This is a genomic window from Streptomyces sp. NPDC005496, assembly GCF_042872045.1.
Lineage (GTDB): Bacteria > Actinomycetota > Actinomycetes > Streptomycetales > Streptomycetaceae > Streptomyces.
Map to the genome: position 1 here is coordinate 422,015 of NZ_JBIAJQ010000002.1, position 19,661 is coordinate 441,675.

General features: G+C 71.7%; 13 protein-coding genes. 4 read left to right on the forward strand and 9 right to left on the reverse strand.

Annotation, left to right across the window (positions count from 1 at the left end):
- Nucleotides 1-54: 54 nt before the first annotated feature.
- The 5 genes from ACFYQQ_RS06465 to hrcA form a co-directional block, all read right to left on the reverse strand.
- Complete coding sequence (locus tag ACFYQQ_RS06465; RefSeq protein ID WP_355789226.1) at nucleotides 55-612, reverse strand: hypothetical protein; 558 nt, start codon at nucleotides 610-612, stop codon at nucleotides 55-57.
- A 150-nt stretch (nucleotides 613-762) separates the two neighbouring features.
- Nucleotides 763-1,512 (reverse strand): 16S rRNA (uracil(1498)-N(3))-methyltransferase, encoded by a 750-nt coding sequence (locus tag ACFYQQ_RS06470; protein ID WP_355789224.1) that lies wholly within the window; start codon nucleotides 1,510-1,512, stop codon nucleotides 763-765.
- Nucleotides 1,509-2,594 carry a nitronate monooxygenase gene (locus ACFYQQ_RS06475; RefSeq protein ID WP_388903735.1) on the reverse strand — a complete coding sequence of 362 codons (1,086 nt, stop codon included), beginning with the start codon at nucleotides 2,592-2,594 and terminating at the stop codon, nucleotides 1,509-1,511. The genes ACFYQQ_RS06470 and ACFYQQ_RS06475 overlap by 4 nt, the downstream gene beginning before the upstream one ends.
- Before the next feature lie 136 nt (nucleotides 2,595-2,730).
- Nucleotides 2,731-3,867 (reverse strand): molecular chaperone DnaJ, encoded by a 1,137-nt coding sequence (gene dnaJ / locus ACFYQQ_RS06480; RefSeq protein WP_355792408.1) that lies wholly within the window; start codon nucleotides 3,865-3,867, stop codon nucleotides 2,731-2,733.
- Nucleotides 3,868-4,884 (reverse strand): heat-inducible transcriptional repressor HrcA, encoded by a 1,017-nt coding sequence (hrcA, locus tag ACFYQQ_RS06485; RefSeq protein ID WP_121404740.1) that lies wholly within the window; start codon nucleotides 4,882-4,884, stop codon nucleotides 3,868-3,870.
- Between the two features lie 204 nt (nucleotides 4,885-5,088).
- Here hrcA and ACFYQQ_RS06490 point away from each other — a divergent pair, with 204 nt between their 5' ends.
- Both ACFYQQ_RS06490 and ACFYQQ_RS06495 read left to right on the forward strand, forming a co-directional pair.
- Nucleotides 5,089-5,823, forward strand: coding sequence for an MBL fold metallo-hydrolase (locus ACFYQQ_RS06490; protein ID WP_356237730.1), 735 nt, complete (start codon nucleotides 5,089-5,091; stop codon nucleotides 5,821-5,823).
- A gap of 46 nt (nucleotides 5,824-5,869) precedes the next feature.
- Complete coding sequence (locus ACFYQQ_RS06495) at nucleotides 5,870-6,673, forward strand: DUF3097 domain-containing protein (RefSeq protein ID WP_356168806.1); 804 nt, start codon at nucleotides 5,870-5,872, stop codon at nucleotides 6,671-6,673.
- 362 nt (nucleotides 6,674-7,035) lie between these two features.
- On the opposite strand, the gene hemW is transcribed toward ACFYQQ_RS06495, so the two are convergent.
- Nucleotides 7,036-8,268: a radical SAM family heme chaperone HemW gene (hemW, locus tag ACFYQQ_RS06500; protein ID WP_355793124.1), complete on the reverse strand. Its 1,233-nt coding sequence runs from the start codon at nucleotides 8,266-8,268 to the stop codon at nucleotides 7,036-7,038.
- Between the two features lie 22 nt (nucleotides 8,269-8,290).
- On the reverse strand, nucleotides 8,291-10,318 hold the full coding sequence (locus ACFYQQ_RS06505) for a SpoIIE family protein phosphatase (RefSeq protein ID WP_388903739.1): 2,028 nt from the start codon (nucleotides 10,316-10,318) through the stop codon (nucleotides 8,291-8,293).
- 102 nt (nucleotides 10,319-10,420) lie between these two features.
- On the opposite strand from ACFYQQ_RS06505, the gene ACFYQQ_RS06510 reads away from it, so the two are divergent.
- Both ACFYQQ_RS06510 and ACFYQQ_RS06515 read left to right on the forward strand, forming a co-directional pair.
- The gene (locus tag ACFYQQ_RS06510; protein ID WP_356237727.1) at nucleotides 10,421-14,569 is read left to right on the forward strand and encodes a HAMP domain-containing protein; all 4,149 of its coding nucleotides are present in this window, start codon (nucleotides 10,421-10,423) and stop codon (nucleotides 14,567-14,569) included.
- A 12-nt stretch (nucleotides 14,570-14,581) separates the two neighbouring features.
- Nucleotides 14,582-15,166, forward strand: a complete 585-nt coding sequence (locus ACFYQQ_RS06515) for a response regulator (RefSeq protein ID WP_355780572.1) — start codon at nucleotides 14,582-14,584, stop codon at nucleotides 15,164-15,166.
- A gap of 147 nt (nucleotides 15,167-15,313) precedes the next feature.
- Here ACFYQQ_RS06515 and ACFYQQ_RS06520 read toward each other — a convergent pair whose 3' ends face one another.
- Entirely contained in the window at nucleotides 15,314-17,200 is a 1,887-nt protein-coding gene (locus ACFYQQ_RS06520; RefSeq protein ID WP_355780569.1) for an AMP-dependent synthetase/ligase, read from the reverse strand.
- A gap of 305 nt (nucleotides 17,201-17,505) precedes the next feature.
- On the reverse strand, nucleotides 17,506-19,374 hold the full coding sequence (gene lepA, locus ACFYQQ_RS06525) for a translation elongation factor 4 (RefSeq protein WP_355780567.1): 1,869 nt from the start codon (nucleotides 19,372-19,374) through the stop codon (nucleotides 17,506-17,508).
- Nucleotides 19,375-19,661: the final 287 nt, after the last annotated feature.

Sequence of the window (19,661 nt, forward strand, 5' to 3'; positions counted from 1 at the left end):
CGCCCGGCCGCCCGGACAGGGGTTTGGATCACTTGGTGCCCCCGCGCCCGCGCCTCACTTGCCCTCGACGGGACGGCAGGACGGGTAGTTCTCGCACCAGATGGTCTGCGTCTCGGTGACCGTGACGGTCGCCCCGGGCCGCTGCGGATCGTAGGAGACGGGCGGGGTGCCGGCGGCGTCGCAGTTGCCGAGCACGCTGAGGTGGAAGCGCTGCTTGCCGCCCACCTTGGCGGTGAGGTCGCCGCGTACGCACTTGCCGTTGACCTCGCGGGTGACCTCGCCGTTGATGGTGATGTCCTGCCCGTTCTTCGTCTCGCCCTGACAGTCGACGTCCGCCACGGTCCGTACGGTGGGCGACTGCGACTTCCCGGGCGTGGACACCTTGTCGCGGTCGCCGTAGTTCGCGGTGCAGCTCAGCCACTGCACGTCGACGCCCCGCCGCTCCAGCTCCTTGGTGCCCGCCTGGTCCGTCGTGTACGCGACCGACGCGGAGTTCAGCCCGTCACCCGGTTCGCACGCGGCCACGCCGAACACGGCGACCGCGCCCAGCGCGGCCAGTGCGTACAGCCTCCCGCGACCCGTCCGCCGCCTTGAATGCCTCAAAACCCCCATGGAGGGCAGCGTGCCACCGTCCCGGGCCCGGCGGTAGACCGCATGCGGCCAGTGTGACCGCCGACTTCGCGGCGCCGGCCGCTTCCGCGCGGCTGCGCGAAGTCGCCCCCGGGAACCGCGATTTCCGGTGCGACCTGCGGGAACGACGGGTCAGGACCAGCGTCCGGTGCGGCCCAGCAGCAGGGCCGTCGCGGCGGTTCCGGCGGTGGAGGTGCGCAGCACGCTGCGCCCCAGCCGGTACGCCTTCGCCCCGGCCTCGGCGAACAGCGCCAACTCGTCCGGCGAGACGCCGCCTTCGGGGCCCACGACGAGCACGATGTCGCCGTCGGCGGGGAGTTGGGCGGTGGCGAGGGGTTCGCTGCCGTACGCGCGGTCCTCGTGCAGGACGGCGGCGAGGTCGGCGGTGGCCAGAAGTGCGGCGACCTGGCGGCTGGTCATGGCGTCGGTGACCTCGGGGAAGCGCACGCGGCGGGACTGCTTGCCGGCCTCCCGGGCGGTGGCCCGCCACCTGGCGAGCGCCTTCAGGCCCCGGTCGCCCTTCCACTGGGTGATGCAGCGGGAGGCGGCCCAGGGCACGACGCGGTCGACGCCGGTCTCCGTCATGGTCTCGACGGCGAGTTCGCCCCGGTCGCCCTTCGGGAGGGCCTGGACGACGGTGATGCGCGGCGACTCGGGCGGTTCCTCGGCGACCGTGTCCATCCGGACGATCAGCCGGTCCTTGCCCTCGGTGCCGGTCACGACGCACTCGGCCCACCGGCCCACGCCGTCGGTGAGGACGACGTCCTCGCCGGACCGCAGCCGCTTCACGGAGACCGCGTGCCGTCCCTCGGCGCCGTCGAGCACGTACTGCCCGCCGCCGTCGGCGCGGAGGTCCTCGACCACGAACACCGGCGCGGTCATCGGGCCGTGCCTCCGGACGGGTACGACGACAACGCTGTCTTAGCCGCGTCGAGTTCGGCGGCCAGCACCTCGACCAGCCGGCCGGCGGGCAGGTCGCGGGCCATGCGGTGGCCCTGGCCCGCCCACAGCGCCATGCCCTGCGGGTCCCCCGCCTTGGCCGCCGCCTTGCGCAGCGGCGAGGTCAGGTGGTGGACCTCGGGGTAGGCGGCGGGGGCGTAGGGGCCGTGCTCGCGCATGAAGCGGTTCACGAGGCCGCGGGCGGGCCGGCCGGAGAACGCCCGCGTCAGCTCGGTCCGGACGAACAGCGGGTTGGTCAGCGCCTCCTTGTGCACGGGGGCGGCGCCGGACTCGGGGGTGGCGACGAACGCGGTGCCGAGCTGGGCCGCGCTAGCGCCGGCCGCGAGCACCGCGGCGATCTGCGAGCCGCGCATGATGCCGCCGGCCGCGACGATCGGCAGCCGGACGCTCTCGCGGACCTGGGCGACCAGCGACAGCAGCCCGATGCCGGCGCCGTCCGTCTCCGGGTCGTCCCGGTGGGTGCCCTGGTGGCCGCCCGCCTCGACGCCCTGCACGATCACCACGTCGGCGCCCGCCCGCTCCACTGCCTGCGCCTCGTCGGCCGTGGTCGCCGTGACCATGGTCAGCGTGCCGACGCGGGCGAAGGAGGCGAGTACCTCGGGGGTGGGGCAGCCGAAGTGGAAGGAGACCGCGGGCACGGGGTTGTCGAGCAGGACCGCGAGTTTGGTGTCGTAGCCGTCGTCGCGTCCGCTGTCGGGATCGCCCAGCTCGGTGTCGTACCAGCCGGCCTCACCGGCGAGCTGGTGGGCGTAGACGTCGACGGCGGCCGGGTCCGTGTGCTCCTGCTGCGGCATGAAGAGGTTCACGCCGAAGGGACGGCCGGTGAGGCCGCGCAGCTGCTTGATCTCCTGGTACATGCCGTCGGCCGTCTTGTACCCGGCGGCGAGGAAGCCGAGCCCGCCGGCCTCGGAAACGGCGGCGGCCAGCAGCGGCACGGAGACACCGCCCGCCATGGGGGCCTGCACGATCGGACACCGAAGGAGATCGGTCAGCGCGGAGGACATGACGGCATGTTGTCACGTCCTCCGTACAAGTCCGAATCCGGCCGTCCGCCGGGCACAGGCCACCGGAATGTGCCTCTCCGGGCGGCCCGCGCGGGCACCGCGGGCGCCCGGTCCGGGCAGCCCGCGCGCTCCGGCGTCAGCGTCCGTTGAAGGCGTCCTTCAGCCGGGAGAACAGGCCCTGCTGGCCGGGCTGGAACTGGCCGGTGGGCCGCTCCTCGCCGCGCAGCTTGGCCAGTTCGCGCAGCAGACGCTCCTGCTCCGGGTCCAGCTTGGAGGGGGTCATGACCTCGACGTGGACGATGAGGTCGCCCCGGCCGCCGCCCCGCAGGTGCGTGATGCCGCGGCCGTGCAGCGGGATCGACTGGCCGGACTGGGTGCCCGGTCGGATGTCGACCTCCTCCAGCCCGTCCAGGGTCTCCAGGGGCACCTTCGTGCCGAGGGAGGCTGCGGTCATGGGGAGGGTGACCGTGCAGTGCAGGTCGTCGCCGCGCCGCTGGAACTGCGCGTGCGGCAGCTCGTGGATCTCGACGTAGAGGTCACCGGCGGGGCCGCCGCCGGGGCCGACCTCGCCCTCGCCCGCGAGCTGGATCCGGGTGCCGTTGTCGACACCGGCCGGGATCTTCACCGTGAGGGTGCGGCGCGAGCGCACGCGCCCGTCGCCCGCGCACTCCGGGCACGGCGTCGGCACGACCGTGCCGAAGCCCTGGCACTGGGGGCAGGGGCGGGAGGTCATGACCTGGCCCAGGAAGGACCGCGTGACCTGGGACACCTCGCCGCGACCGCGGCACATGTCACAGGTCTGCGCGGAGGTCCCGGGGGCCGCGCCCTCGCCGCTGCAGGTGGTGCACACCACGGCCGTGTCGACCTGGATGTCCTTGGTGGTGCCGAAGGCCGCCTCGTCGAGGTCGATCTCCAGCCGGATCATGGCGTCCTGGCCGCGGCGCGTGCGCGACCGGGGGCCCCGCTGCGACGCGGTGCCGAAGAACGCGTCCATGATGTCCGAGAAGTTCCCGAACCCGCCGGCGCCGAAGCCGCCCGCGCCCCCGCCGCCACTCTGCGAGAGCGGGTCACCGCCGAGGTCGTAGACCTGCTTCTTCTGCGGGTCCGACAACACCTCGTAGGCGGCGTTGATCTCCTTGAAGCGCTCCTGCGTCTTCGGATCGGGATTGACGTCCGGGTGCAGCTCGCGCGCGAGCCTCCGGAACGCCTTCTTGATCTCGTCCTGGGACGCGTCGCGGCGCACGCCGAGTACGGCGTAGTAGTCCGTGGCCACTTACGACTCCGCCAGGATCTGTCCGACGTACCGTGCCACTGCGCGTACCGCTCCCATCGTTCCCGGGTAATCCATGCGGGTCGGTCCGACCACGCCGAGTTTTGCGACTGCCTCGCCGCCCGAACCGTAGCCGACCGAGACCACGGACGTGGAGTTGAGCCCCTCGTGGACGTTCTCGTGACCGATCCGTACGGTCATGCCCGAATCCGTCGACTCGCCGAGCAGCTTGAGGAGCACGACCTGCTCCTCCAGGGCTTCGAGGACCGGCCGGATCGTGAGGGGGAAGTCGTGTCCGAAGCGGGTGAGATTGGCGGTGCCGCCGATCATCAGCCGCTCCTCGTTCTCCTCGACGAGCGTCTCCAGCAAAGTGGAGAGCACCGTCGCGACCGTACCGCGGTCCTCCGTCTCGAAGGCCTCCGGCAGATCCTGCACCAATTGCGGCACGTCCGCGAAACGGCGGCCCGCGATCCGGCTGTTGAGCCGGGCCCGCAGATCCGCCAGGGACGTCTCGCCGAAGGGCGCGGGGCAGTCGATCATGCGCTGCTCGACCCGGCCGGTGTCCGTGATGAGCACCAGCATGACGCGGGCCGGGGCCAGCGAGAGCAGTTCCACGTGCCGCACCGTCGAACGGGTCAGCGAGGGGTACTGGACGACGGCGACCTGCCGGGTGAGCTGCGCGAGCAGCCGCACCGTGCGCCCCACGACGTCGTCGAGGTCGACGGCGCCGTCGAGGAAGTTCTGGATGGCGCGGCGCTCGGGCGCGGTCATCGGCTTGACGCCGGCGAGCTTGTCCACGAACAGCCGGTAGCCCTTGTCGGTGGGGATGCGCCCGGCACTGGTGTGCGGCTGGGCGATGTACCCCTCGTCCTCCAGGGCGGCCATGTCGTTGCGGACGGTGGCCGGGGAGACGCCCAGCCGGTGGCGCTCGGTCAGCGCCTTGGAGCCGACCGGCTCCTCCGTCCCGACGTAGTCCTGGACGATGGCGCGCAGCACCTCGAGCCTGCGTTCACTGAGCATCGCGCACACCTCCAGCTGTCGGCACCTTGGTCGTCGCGGTCTTCGTCCTGGCACTCAGCGCGTGCGAGTGCCAGCGTTCCCCGGGCCAGTGTACGGCGGTGAGGTACGGCCCCGGCAAGGGCGGGCCCGTGACGCCCCGCCACGGTGTACGGACGTGTCCCGCCATGTCGCGCCGTCGTACCCCCTTGCCGCTAGCGTCTCCGTGTGACGGTGACTTGGGAAGAGGCGGGATGGGAGCAACTCGCCCCGCACGCCGGGCGGTGCCGGCTCCCGGGCTGGGACTGCACCGCGGGGCTCGTGGTGGGCGAGGGGGCGGCCCTCATGATCGACGCGGGGTCGAGCCTCGCGGAGGGCGCGCGGCTGCGCGCCGAGGCGGGCCGGCTCCTGGGACCTGAGCGGCGTGTGACGCACCTCGCACTGACGCATCCGCACTTCGACCACGTCCTCGGGGCCGCCGCCTTCTCCGGGGTGGAGGTGTTCGGCGCGGTGGGCCTGGACACCGCCCTCGCCCACGGACGCGAGGAACTGCGCGCCGACGCCGTGAGCAACGGCCTGGACCCGCGGGCGGCGGCGGAGGCGGCGGACCTGCTCGTCCGGCCCCGCCACCTCGTCTCCGGCGAGTGGACGCTGGGTCTCGGCGGCGGCACGCAGGTCCTGCTGGCGAACGTGGGCCCCGGGCACACGGCGTACGACCTCGTGGTGCTCGTGCCCGGCACCGACGGACGGGAGGTGGTGTTCTGCGGCGACCTCGTGGAGGAGTCGGGCGAGCCGCAGGCCGGTCCGGACGCCGTCCCGTCCCACTGGCCGGCGGCGCTGGACCGGCTGCTGGACCTCGGCGGCGAGGACGCGGTGTACGTGCCGGGCCACGGGGCGGCGGTGGACGCGGCGTTCGTCCGGGCCCAGCGGGACGCGCTGGCCGCCCGCTTCGGCGTGTCGTAGGCGCGGGCGGGCACTTCGGCGCGCGTCTTCTCCTATCGTCATCCGAATGCGCCAGTACTCTCCGGACCTGACCCCGCCGTGGAAGAAGCCCAAGCCCGTGCCCGAGGTCCCGGCCGACCCCGGTCTGGTGGTGGAGGAGCCCGGCACCGGTTTCTGCGGCGCGGTGATCCGCTGCGAGGCGGGCACGGTGACGCTGGAGGACCGCTTCGGCAAGCACCGGGTGTTCCCGATGGAGCCGCGCGGCTTCCTGCTGGAGGGCAGGGTGGTCACCCTGGTGCGGCCCGCCGCCGGACCGGCCCGCCCCAGCCGCACCGCCTCCGGTTCGGTCGCCGTGCCCGGCGCCCGCGCCCGCGTGGCCCGGGCCGGCCGCATCTACGTCGAGGGCCGGCACGACGCCGAGCTCGTCGAGCGGGTCTGGGGCGACGACCTGCGTATCGAGGGCGTCGTCGTCGAGTACCTGGAGGGCGTCGACGACCTCCCCGCGGTGGTGGAGGAGTTCGGGCCCGGTCCGGACGCCCGGCTCGGGGTCCTGGTCGACCACCTGGTGCCCGGTTCGAAGGAGTTCCGGATCGCCGAAGGGGTCACGAGCGAGTACGCGCTCGTCGTGGGCCACCCCTACATCGACATCTGGGAGGCCGTGAAGCCGTCCTCCGTCGGCATCGCCGCCTGGCCCCGGGTACCGCGCGGGCAGGACTGGAAGACCGGCGTCTGCCGCGCCCTCGGCTGGCCCGAGAACACGGGCGCCGCCTGGCAGCACATCCTGTCCCGGGTCCGCTCCTACAAGGACCTGGAACCGGAACTCCTCGGCCGCGTCGAGGAACTGATCGACTTCGTCACGGCACCGGAGTAGCGCCGCGCCCGGCACGGCACGGCACGGCAAGGGGTCCGAAGGCAGACGCCAGCCCGGCCGACGGCTGGAGGACGGGGGCAGACCTCAGCCGCCCGGCGTTCGAGGACGAGCGCGACACCCGAGGACCCGGGGGGCGAATTTCAGCCCGTCCGGCGCTTGAGGACGAGCGCGTCAGCGCGACACGAGGGCGACATCAGCCCGCGGGGCGCTCAGAACAAGGGCACCCGGGTCCCGGGGGAAAATTCAGCCCGTCCGGCGTTTGAGGACAAGCGCGTCAGCGCGACTCGCCGTCCCGGGTCCCGGGTCCCGGGTCCCGGGTCCCGGGGACGGAACCCCAAGGCACGGAGGAAAGCGGGCGGACCTCAGTCCACCAGGTCCCGTACCACCGCGTCCGCGAGCAACCGCCCCCGCAGGGTGAGCACGGCCCGCCCGGCCTCGTACGGGCCCGCTTCGAGGAGACCCTCGGAGAGGGCGCGACGGGAGGCAGCCAGGCCCTCGGGCCTGAGCAACGACAGCGGGCAGCCCTCACGCAGCCGCAGCTCGAGCAGGATGCGCTCGACCCGCCGGTCCTCGTCGGCGAGCAGCTCGCGTCCGGCGCCCGGCGAACGGCCGGCGGCCAGCGCGGCGGCGTACGCCCCGGGATGCTTCACGTTCCACCACCGCACGCCGCCGACGTGGCTGTGGGCACCGGGCCCGGCACCCCACCAGTCGGCGCCGCGCCAGTACAGCTCGTTGTGCAGGCAGCGTCCCGCGTCCGAGGTCGCCCAGTTCGAGACCTCGTACCAGTCGAAACCCGCCGCCGCGAGCACCTCGTCGGCGATGAGGTACCGGTCGGCGTGCACGTCGTCGTCGGTCATGGGGACCTCGCCGCGGCGGATACGGCGGGCGAGCTGCGTGCCCTCCTCCACGATCAGCGCGTACGCGGAGACGTGGTCGGGACCGGCGCCGAGGGCGGCGTCCAGGGAGGCCCGCCAGTCGTCGTCGGTCTCCCCCGGGGTGCCGTAGATCAGGTCCAGGTTGACGTGGTCGAAGCCGGCGGCGCGGGCCTCGGCGACGCACGCCTCGGGCCGGCCCGGGGTATGGGTGCGGTCGAGCACCTTCAGGACGTGCTGCCGTGCGCTCTGCATGCCGAACGAGATCCGGTTGAAGCCCCCGGCCCGCAGGGTGGCGAGGTAGGCGGGGTCGACGGACTCCGGGTTCGCCTCCGTGGTGATCTCGGCGTCGTCCGCGAGCCCGAACTCGTCGCGGACGGCGGCCAGCATCCGTACCAGGTCGTCGGCGGCCAGCAGTGTGGGCGTGCCGCCTCCGACGAAGACCGTGCGGACCGGGCGAGGGTCGTCGCCCAGCACCTTGCGGGCCAGCCGGACCTCGTCGATCAGGGTCGACGCGTAGTTGTCGCGGGAGGCGAGCACGCCTCCGGTGCCCCGCAGCTCGGTGGCCGTGTAGGTGTTGAAGTCGCAGTAGCCGCAGCGGGTCGCGCAGTACGGGACGTGGAGGTAGAACCCGAGGGCGCGCTCGGCGGCCCCGGCCAGGGCGTGCTCGGGCAGCGCCCCGTCGTCGGGGACGGGCTCACCGTCGGGGAGTGCGGAAGGCATGCCCTCCATTGTCCAGCACGGCTCACCCGTCCCGGTCCGCGTGGTCCGGGAGGCGGGGGCGGGGCGGCCGGTCCGGCTGCTCCGCCTGGAGGACCAGGAGGGCGAGGTCGTCCTCGGGCGGCTTGCCGCCGAAGGCGTGCACGAGCCGCCGGACGCGCTCCGCGATCAGCTGGGCGCTCAGTCCGACGCAGCCCGCGAGGGCGGTCGCGAGTCCGTCGTGGTCGTCGAACTGGCGGGCGCCGTCGCGGCGCTCGGTCACCCCGTCCGTGACGCACAGCACGGTGTCGCCCGGGTACAGCTCGAAGGTCTCGGCGGTGTAGCCCGCGTCCTCCACGACGCCGAGCAGGGTCTGCGGGGCGGCCACCTCCCGGACGGAGCCGTCGGGTCCGAGGAGGAGCGGCAGCGGGTGCCCGGCGGAGGCGAGGGTGCAGCGCACGCCTCCGTCGAAGGGCACCAGCTCGCCGTAGAGCAGGGACAGGAACCGCGTCTGCGGGCCCTCGGCGTCGACCAGACCGGGCCCGCCGGTCGCGACCAGGGCGCGGGCCGCGGCGTCGGCCGCCTCGGTCGCGTCGTCGAGCAGCAGCTGGTTGAGGCGGTCCAGGACGTCGGCGACGGCGTAGCCCTCGCGGGCCAGCAGCCGCAGCCAGGGCCGGGCGAGCCCGATGACGACGGCGGCTTCGGGGCCCTTGCCCTGGACGTCGCCGACGGCGAAGCACCAGCGCCCGTCGCCGGCCGGGAACAGGTCGTAGAAGTCGCCGCTCGGGCCGCCCTTGTCACACGGCTCGTACACGAGCGCGCTGCGCACGCCGGGGATCTCGGCGACGGCGCCGGGCAGCAGGCCGCGCTGGAGCACCCGGCTGATGGTGGCCTGGCGCGCGTACTGGCGGGCGGCGCCGATGGCGAGGGCGATGCGGCGGCTGAGGTCCTCGACGAGTCCGGTGACCTCGTCGGGGAAGCCGGTCAGACCGGCGCGTCCGATGACGAGGGTGCCCAGCGGCCGGCCGCCGGCGATCAGCCGGTACGCCAGTGCCGCGCCGGGCGCTCCGTGCGGACCCCGGTCCTCGCCGGGCCAGGGCACCGGGACGGCCCGGGAGCGCACCGAGTCGGGCAGCCGCGGCGGGTCGTTCTCCAGGGCGCGGCGCAGCTCCTCGATGCGGTTCTCGCTGCCGTGCCAGACCCGGGCCAGCCGTGGCCCCGTGGCGCCCGGCCGGTCGGAGCCCCGCCAGCCGGTGGCCTCGTCCTCCAGCCAGACGGCGCACCAGTCGGCGATGCGGGGCACGAGGAGCTGTCCGGCGAGGGCCGCGACCAGCTCCTCGTCGAGCTGTCCGGCGAGCAGGTCGGAGGCCTCGGCGAGGAAGGAGAGCGCGCCGCGGCTGACCCAGTCGTGGTCCCGCCGGGCCGTGCGGCCCGGTGCGGGGCCGGGCGGACCGGCGGCGGCCGTACGGTGCTCGGCGGCCGGTGCGGGGACGTGCGGGTCGCCCACGCCGTCGGCCGGGGCCGCGCCGACGGGCAGCCGCGCCCAGACGGTCTTGACGCCGGTGCGGTACGAGACGCCCCATTCGCCGGAGAGCGCGGCGACCAGGCGGAGGCCGCGCCCGTACTCCGGGGTGCCGTACGGGCGTTCGGTGCCGTCGTCCCGTACCCCGCGGGAGGGGTGGTGGTCGGCGACCTCCAGGACGAGCCCCGCCGTGCCGTGGCCGCCGAGGGTGTCCGGTTCGTCCTCGTCGGCGTCCGGCTCCCGCGGGTCGTCCTGGTCGAGGCGGCAGAGCAGCTCCACGTCGGTGCCGGCGTGCACGACGGCGTTGGTGACGAGCTCGCTGACGACCACGGTGGCGTCGTCGAGCAGCCGGTCGGTGACCGCGACAGTGCCGGTCAGGGCGCGTTCGGCCCAGTCGGTGAGCGCGGCCCGGACGAAGCGGCGGGCAGCGCCGGGGGCGAGCGGACCGCCGGGCAGGGTCGTGCGGGCCACCGCGCGCCGGCCCGCGCCGGGGTGCTCGGGCGCACCGCGGGCCCGGGACAGGGTCTCCCGTCGCGTCGGTATGGGCCCCACTGTGCGTCTCCCTGAGCAGTTCGGACGAATCACCTCAGCCGATGCGGACAGGGTGACAGACTGACCGTGCCCATAAGCGCCGAGTTACCGAAGTGGGCCGCCATGAGTGAGAACAGTGCCGGTGATGTGCCCGAAGACGGTCGGATCCGGGCGTCGGATCTTCGTCCGCTGCTCGCCGCGCTGACCGCGGTCAGGGACGGCTACTTCACGAAGGTGCCGGAGACCGGGCACGGGCTGGTGGCCGAGCTGAGCACCGCCTTCAACCAGGTGATGGACCGGAACATGCACTTCAACACCGAAGTGCAGCGGGTCCGCCGCGAGTTGGTGCGCCACGGCCGGCTGGACGAGCGGCTGTCGGCGAGCCCGGGGCAGGGCAGCTGGACGTCCCGGGTCGACGACGTGAACCAGCTGCTGGACGCCCTGGTGGCGCCGGCGGCGAACGCGACCCGGGTCCTGGACGCGGTGGCGGGCGGCGATCTGACCCAGCGGGTCGACCTGCACGACGGCAACCGGCAGCTGCGGGGCGATCTGCGCCGGCTGGGCCGGGCGGTCAACAAGATGGTGGACCAGCTGTCGCTCTTCACCGGCGAGGTGACCCGGGTCGCCCGCGAGGTCGGCACCGAGGGGCGGCTCGGCGGCCGGGCCAAGGCGCAGGGCCTGTCGGGGAGCTGGCGGGACGTGACGGAGGCGGTCAACACCATGGCCTCCCGGCTGACCGCCCAGGTACGGGACATCGCGCTGGTGACCACGGCGGTGGCACGCGGGGACCTGACCCGGACGGTGACGGTCGAGGCGACCGGCGAGCTGCTCGAACTCAAGCTCACCGTGAACACGATGGTGGACCAGCTCTCCGCGTTCGCCGACGAGGTGACCCGCGTGGCCCGCGAGGTGGGCACCGAGGGCCAGTTGGGCGGCCGGGCCCAGGTGCGCGGGGTTTCCGGGGTCTGGAAGGACCTCACGGACAACGTCAACTTCATGGCGTCGAACCTGACCTCGCAGGTCCGCAACATCGCCCAGGTGACCACGGCCGTCGCCAACGGCGACCTCAGCCAGAAGATCACCGTCGACGCCCAGGGCGAGATCCTCGAACTGAAGTCGACGATCAACACGATGGTGGACCAGCTCTCGGCGTTCGCCGACGAGGTGACCCGCGTGGCCCGCGAGGTCGGCACCGAGGGCAACCTCGGCGGGCGGGCCCAGGTGCGCGGGGTGTCGGGCGTCTGGAAGGACCTCACCGACAACGTCAACTTCATGGCGGACAACCTGACCTCGCAGGTCCGCAACATCGCGCTGGTGTCCACGGCGGTGGCGCAGGGCGACCTCGGCAAGAAGATCACGGTCGAGGCGAAGGGCGAGATCCTCGAACTCAAGTCGACCATCAACACGATGGTGGACCAGCTCTCCGCGTTCGCCGACGAGGTGACCCGCGTCGCCCGCGAGGTCGGCACCGAGGGCAACCTCGGCGGCCAGGCCCAGGTGCGCGGCGTCTCGGGCGTCTGGAAGGACCTCACCGACAACGTCAACTTCATGGCGCTGAACCTGACCTCGCAGGTCCGCAACATCGCGCAGGTCACCACCGCCGTCGCCAACGGCGACCTCTCCAAGAAGATCACCGTGGACGCGCGCGGCGAGATCCTGGAGCTGAAGGACACCGTCAACACGATGGTGGAGCAGCTGCGCGCGTTCGCCGACGAGGTGACGCGGGTGGCGCGCGAGGTCGGCACCGACGGCCGGCTGGGCGGACGGGCCCAGGTGCTCGGCGTCTCCGGGGTCTGGCGCGACCTGACGGACAACGTGAACTACATGGCGGACAACCTGACCTCGCAGGTGCGCAACATCGCGCAGGTCGCCACCGCGGTCGCGCAGGGCGACCTGTCCAAGAAGATCGACGTGGACGCCCGCGGCGAGATCCTGGAGCTGAAGACCACCATCAACACCATGGTGGACACGCTGTCGTCCTTCTCCTCCGAGGTCACGCGCGTGGCCCGCGAGGTGGGCAGCGAGGGCCAACTGGGCGGCCAGGCCCGGGTGGAGGGCGTGTACGGCACCTGGAAGCGGCTGACGACGAACGTCAACGAACTCGCCCTGAACCTGACCACGCAGGTCCGCGCCATCGCCGAGGTGGCCTCGGCCGTGGCCCAGGGCGACATGTCCCGCTCGATCACGGTGGAGACGCAGGGCGAGGTCACCGAGCTCAAGGACAACATCAACCTGATGGTGGCCAACCTCCGCGAGACCACCCGCGCGAAGGACTGGCTGGAGTCCAACCTCGCCCGTCTCGCGGCGCTGATGCAGGGGCACCGCGACCTGATGGAGGTCGCCGACCTGATCCTGCGCGAGCTGACGCCGCTGGTGAACGCGCAGTACGGCGCGTTCTTCCTGGCCGACCCCGAGGACGAGTCCCTGCGGACCGCCATCCCCGCGAAGGGGCTGGCGTTCATCGCCGGGTACGGCTCGGCGCAGGGCGCGACGGTCGACACGGGCGGTATGCCGGTGCACGGGCTGGTGCGGCAGGCGGCGCGGGAGAAGAAGCGCATCCTCGTGGACGAGGCCCCGCCGGACTACATCAAGATCAACAGCGGGCTGGGCGAGGCCGCGCCGGCCAGCGTCGTGATCATCCCGATCCTCTTCGAGGACAAGCTGCTCGGCGTGATCGAGCTGGCGTCGTTCTCCCGCTTCTCCGACGTCCACCTGGCCTTCTTCGACCAGTTCGTGAACACCATCGGCGTCGCGATCAACACCATCATCGCCAACTCCCGCACGGAGTCGCTGCTCGGCGAGTCCCAGCGGCTCGCCACCCAGCTCCAGGAACGCTCGGACGAACTCCAGCGCCAGCAGGGCGAGTTGCAGCGCTCCAACGCCGAACTGGAGGAGAAGGCCGCACTACTGGCGACCTCCTCGCAGTACAAGTCCGAGTTCCTGGCGAACATGTCCCACGAGCTGCGGACCCCGCTGAACTCCCTGCTCATCCTGGCCCGGCTGCTGTCCGACAACCCGGACGGCCATCTCTCCGACCAGGAGGTGCAGTTCGCGACCACCATCCACCGCTCGGGGTCCGACCTGCTCCAGCTGATCAACGACATCCTCGACCTGTCGAAGATCGAGGCCGGGCGGATGGACGTACGCCCGAAGAAGCTGCCGCTGATCAAACTGCTCGACTACGTGCACGCCACCTTCCGCCCGCTCACCATCGACCGGGGGCTCGCCTTCGAGGTCACGGTCGGCGAGGACGTACCGCGGGAGATGTACTCGGACGAGCAGCGGCTCCAGCAGATCCTGCGCAACCTCCTCTCGAACGCGATCAAGTTCACCGCGAACGGGCGCGTCGAGCTGCGGGTCAGCCGGCTCAAGGACCCCGAGCACGTCTTCACCCGCGAGAACAGCGACGACGTGATCGCCTTCGCGGTCTCCGACACCGGCATCGGCATCGCCCCGGAGAAACTCCCGGTGATCTTCGAGGCGTTCCAGCAGGCCGACGGCACCACCAACCGCAAGTACGGCGGCACCGGCCTCGGACTCTCCATCAGCCGCGAGATCGCCGGGCTGCTCGGCGGCCGCATCATCGCCGAGAGCGCCCCCGGCCAGGGCTCCACCTTCACGCTGTACGTCCCGGTCATCAGCCCCGGGCACGCCGCCACCGGGGCGGTCGCCGAGGACCGCAGGCCGCCCGTGCCCGAGCAGCTGTCGACGGAGCCCTACACGGCGCACGACACCGAGGACTCCTGGCCGACGCTCACCAAGCTGGAGGCGTGGAAGGCGGGCCGGGCCGGCCAGGTCCTGCCCGGCCGGCGCGTACTGATCGTGGACGACGACATCCGCAACGTCTTCGCCCTCACCCACGTCCTCGGCCGGGTCGGCATGCCGGTCCTGTACGCGGAGAACGGGCGCGAGGGCATAGAGACACTGGAACGCAATCCGGACGTCGAACTCGTCCTGATGGACATCATGATGCCGGAGATGGACGGCTACGAGACGATCGCCGCCATCCGCCGCACCCCCCGCTGGACGGGGCTGCCCATCGTCGCGCTGACCGCGAAGGCGATGCCGGGAGACCGCGAGAAGTCCATCGCGCGGGGCGCCAACGACTACGTACCCAAGCCGGTGGACGTCGATCAGCTGCTGACCGTCGTCTGCGCGCTGCTCGACCCCGCGGGCACGGACCCCGGCGGTGCGCCGGACCCCTCCGCCGGGTCCGCCGTCCCGGGACCGGGCCTCTCGGAGGAGCCCGCCGTCCCGCCGCTGACCGAGTGAGGCACAGTCACCATGAGCGCTGAGGCAAGGACCGACGAGCGCGCGAGCATCCTCCTGGTGGACGACATGGAGGACAACCTGGTCGCCTTGGAGGCCGTCCTGGGGTCGCTCAACGAGCCGCTGGTGCGGGCGCGTTCGGGCGAGGAGGCGATGAAGGCGCTGCTGCGGCAGCGGTTCGCCGTCGTCCTGCTCGACATCCGGATGCCGGGCATGGACGGCTTCGAGACCGCCGCGAACATCAAGCGGCTCGACCAGACCAAGGACGTCCCGATCATCTTCCTGACCGGCACGGACGCCGACGCGGGCTACGCCTTCCGCGGGTACGCGACGGGCGCAGCGGACTACCTGACGAAGCCCTTCGACCCGTGGGTGCTGCGTGCCAAGGTGACCGTCTTCCTCGACCTGCACCGCAAGAGCCGTCAGCTGGAGCGGATGCTGGCCCGCGAGCAGGCCCAGTTCGACGAGCTGGCCGAGCGCCTGCACACGGTCGAGACCCACATGGTGGACGGCGGCACCCCGGACGTCGCCGAACTGCGCGGCCACATCCGGAAGATGGAGGAGCTGCTCACGGAGATGCGACGCGGGCGAGGCCTGTAGACGTCGACCGTCCGGCCCGTCACGCCGTGCGGGTACGGGGAGCCGGGGACCGCCGACCCCTCACGGCTTGGCGGTGCGGAAACCGCCGGCCCTCACGGCTTGGCGGTGCGAGGGCCGGCGATCACCGGTCCTCGCACCGCCGTACGGCTACGCCTCGCGCGAGCCGGCGTACATCTCCTCGATGAGGTGCTTGTACTCCCGCTCCACGACCGGGCGCTTCAGCTTCAGGCTCGGGGTGATCTCCCCGTGCTCCACGTCCAGGTCCCGCGGCAGCAGCCGGAACTTCTTGATGGTCTGCCAGCGCTGGAGACCGTCGTTGAGCTGCTTGACGTAGCCCTCGACCATCTCGACCGTGACCGGCGCGGCGACGACCTCGGCGTACGACTTGCCCTCCAGGCCGTTCTCCTTCGCCCAGTCCAGGATGGACGGCTCGTCCAGGGCGATGAGCGCGGTGCAGAAGTTCCGGTCGGCGCCGTGCACGAGGATGTTGGAGACGTACGGGCACACGGCCTTGAACTGGCCCTCGACCTCGGCGGGCGCGACGTACTTGCCGCCGGAGGTCTTGATGAGGTCCTTCTTGCGGTCGGTGATCCGCAGGTAGCCGTCCGGGGACAGCTCGCCGATGTCACCGGTGTGGAACCAGCCGTCGGACTCCAGCACCTCGGCGGTCTTCTCGGGCAGCCCGTGGTAGCCCTCCATGATGCCGGGGCCGCGCAGCAGGATCTCGCCGTCGTCCGCGATGCGCACCTCGGTGCCGGGCAGCGGCTTGCCGACCGTGCCGGTGCGGTACGCCTCGCCGGGGTTCACGAAGGAGGCGGCGGAGGACTCGGTGAGCCCGTAGCCCTCCAGGATGTGGATGCCGGCGCCCGCGAAGAAGTAGCCGATCTCCGGCGCGAGCGCGGCGCTGCCGGAGACACAGGCGCGCAGGTTGCCGCCGAAGGCCTCGCGGATCTTGGCGAAGACCAGGGTGTCGGCGACCTTGTGCTTGGCCCCGAGCCCGAAGGGGACGGAGGCGACGCCGGTGCGCCGGAAGTTGTCCTGGCTGACCTTCGCGTACTCGCGGGCCACCTCGGCGGCCCACTGGAAGATCTTGTACTTGGCGCCGCCACCGGACCGCGCCTTGGCCGCGACCCCGTTGTAGACCTTCTCGAAGATGCGCGGCACGGCCGCCATGTAGGTGGGCTGCACCACCGGCAGGTTCTCGATGATCTTGTCGACCCGGCCGTCCACGGCGGTGACGTGACCGACCTCGATCTGCCCCGAGGTGAGCACCTTGCCGAACACGTGGGCGAGCGGCAGCCACAGGTACTGCACGTCGTCGGCGCTGATCAGACCGGTGGCGACGGTGGCCTTGGCCATGTACGACCAGTTGTCGTGCGGCAGCCGGACACCCTTGGGGCGCCCCGTCGTACCCGAGGTGTAGATCAGCGTGGCGAGCTGGGCGGCGGTGATCGCGCCGACCTTCTCCTTGATCAGGTCGGGGTTCTTCTCCAGGTACTTGGCGCCGCGCGCCTCCAGCTCGGCGAGCGACAGCACCCAGTCGCCCTCGTCCCCGTCGGCGTCCAGGCCGGAGGGGTCGACGACCACGACATGGGTCAGCTCGGGCAGGTCGGCCCGCTTGGCGCGCGCCTTGGCGAGCTGCGCGGCGTCCTCCGCGATCAGCACCTTGCTCTCCGAGTCGGAGAGGATGAACGCGGACTCCTCCGCGTTCGTCTGCGGGTACACGGTCGTCGTGGCCGCGCCGGCGCACATGATGCCGAGGTCCGCGAGGATCCACTCGACGCGGGTGGAGGAGGCCAGCGCCACACGCTGCTCCGGCCGCACCCCCAGCTCGATCAGGCCCGCCGCGATGGCGTAGACCCGCTCGGCGGCCTGCGCCCAGGTCAGCGACTTCCACTCGTCCGGGCCCTGGCCCGCGGCCGGTGGTACGGGATAGCGGTAGGCCTCGGCATCGGGCGTGGCCGCCACGCGCTCCAGGAAGACGGCCGCCACGGAGGGCGGACGGTTCTCGATCAGGGTCTGTGTGTCGCTCACGACATCCTCCGGGGCCCGCGACAGTGCGTGCGACTGGCTCGATCGACTGCTGTGCGGCTGGCTGGTTGCGGCTGTGTTGTCGTCACTCACGAAGCCTTGTTTAACTCGTGAGTAACTACCGAGCAGAGATCAGAGTAAGGCCCGACCGCCTGGTATGTAAGAGGCAGCGGCCTGTCACTTCCTACAGAGAGCAACCGGCCGCATGCACAGGGGGCCCGCCGCCGGCGAGCGGAACGGGCCCCTGCCGCCCGGTCCGTTTCCGGGCGTCGTCCGTCTTTCGGACGGCTGCTTCTCGATCCGGGTGGCTACTTCTTGCCCTTGCCCGAGCCGGCGTTGTCGTCACTGGAGAGCACGGCGATGAAGGCCTCCTGCGGGACCTCCACGGAACCCACCATCTTCATCCGCTTCTTGCCCTCCTTCTGCTTCTCCAGCAGCTTCCGCTTCCGGGAGATGTCACCGCCGTAGCACTTAGCGAGGACGTCCTTGCGGATGGCGCGGATGGTCTCGCGGGCGATGACGCGCGAGCCGATGGCGGCCTGGATCGGCACCTCGAAGGCCTGCCGCGGGATCAGCTCGCGCAGCTTGGCCACGAGCCGCACGCCGTAGGCGTACGCCGCGTCCTTGTGGGTGATCGCCGAGAAGGCGTCCACCTTGTCGCCGTGCAGCAGGATGTCGACCTTGACCAGGCTCGACGTCTGCTCGCCGGTGGGCTCGTAGTCGAGCGAGGCGTAACCGCGCGTCTTGGACTTCAGCTGGTCGAAGAAGTCGAAGACGATCTCCGCGAGCGGCAGCGTGTACCGGATCTCCACCCGGTCCTCGGACAGGTAGTCCATGCCGAGCAGCACACCGCGCCGGGTCTGGCACAGCTCCATGATCGAGCCGATGAACTCCGACGGCGCGAGGATCGTGGCACGTACGACGGGCTCGTACACCTCACTGATCTTGCCCTCGGGGAACTCGCTCGGGTTGGTGACCGTGTGCTCGCTGCCGTCCTCCATGAGGACGCGGTAGACCACGTTGGGCGCCGTGGCGATGAGGTCGAGCCCGAACTCGCGCTCCAGCCGCTCGCGGATGACGTCCAGGTGCAGTAGTCCGAGGAAGCCGACGCGGAAGCCGAAGCCCAGCGCCGCCGAGGTCTCCGGCTCGTACACCAGGGCGGCGTCGTTGAGCTGGAGCTTGTCGAGCGCGTCACGCAGCTCGGGGTAGTCGGACCCGTCGAGCGGATACAGCCCCGAGAAGACCATCGGCTTCGGGTCCTTGTAACCGCCGAGCGCCTCGGTCGCACCCTTGTTCAGGGTGGTGATCGTGTCACCGACCTTGGACTGACGGACGTCCTTCACGCCGGTGATGATGTACCCCACCTCGCCGACACCGAGGCCGTCGGCCGACAGCATCTCGGGCGAGTTGGTGCCGATCTCCAGCAGCTCGTGCGTGGCGTTGGTGGACATCATCCGGATGCGCTCACGCTTGTTGAGCTGCCCGTCGATGACACGCACGTACGTCACGACACCGCGGTAGGAGTCGTAGACCGAGTCGAAGATCATCGCGCGCGCCGGGGCGTCGGCGACACCGACCGGGGCCGGCACCTCCGCGACCACCCGGTCGAGCAGCGCCTCGACACCCATGCCGGTCTTCGCGGAGACCTTCAGCACGTCGTCGGGGTCGCACCCGATGAGGTTGGCCAGCTCCTCGGAGAACTTCTCCGGCTGCGCCGCCGGCAGGTCGATCTTGTTCAGTACGGGGATGATCTTGAGGTCGTTCTCCATCGCCAGGTAGAGATTGGCGAGAGTCTGCGCCTCGATGCCCTGGGCCGCGTCGACCAGCAGGACCGTGCCCTCACAGGCCGCGAGGGACCGGGACACCTCGTACGTGAAGTCGACGTGCCCGGGGGTGTCGATCATGTTGAGGATGTGGGTCCTGCCCGGGTCCTCCGTGGGAGCCCAGGGCAGCCGGACCGCCTGGGACTTGATCGTGATGCCACGCTCGCGCTCGATGTCCATACGGTCGAGGTACTGAGCACGCATCTGCCGCTGGTCGACCACCCCGGTCAGCTGGAGCATGCGGTCGGCGAGCGTGGACTTGCCGTGGTCGATGTGCGCGATGATGCAGAAATTGCGGATCAGAGCCGGGGCGGTACGGCTCGGCTCGGGCACATTGTTAGGGGTCGCGGGCACGCAGGGTCCTGTCTCTTGAGGCGCCTGTCGCCTCGGGTCGGATCGATACGTAGGCTCCATGGTCCCACGGGCGGGGAGCTGCGACCGGTTTGGGCCGCCCCCGCGACGACTGGTAGCCTGGGTGGCTGTGTCTCATGCCCTCTCTGCACGAGGCACAGACGGCTCCACCGGGTGACCGGAGGGGTATCGGCTCCGCCGGGCTACCAGCGGGGCAGCAGTTCCGCCGGTTCGCCGGGGAGCTACTCGAAGATCAATCATCGGCGCGTGAGGCCTGCCCTCGCGCGCCT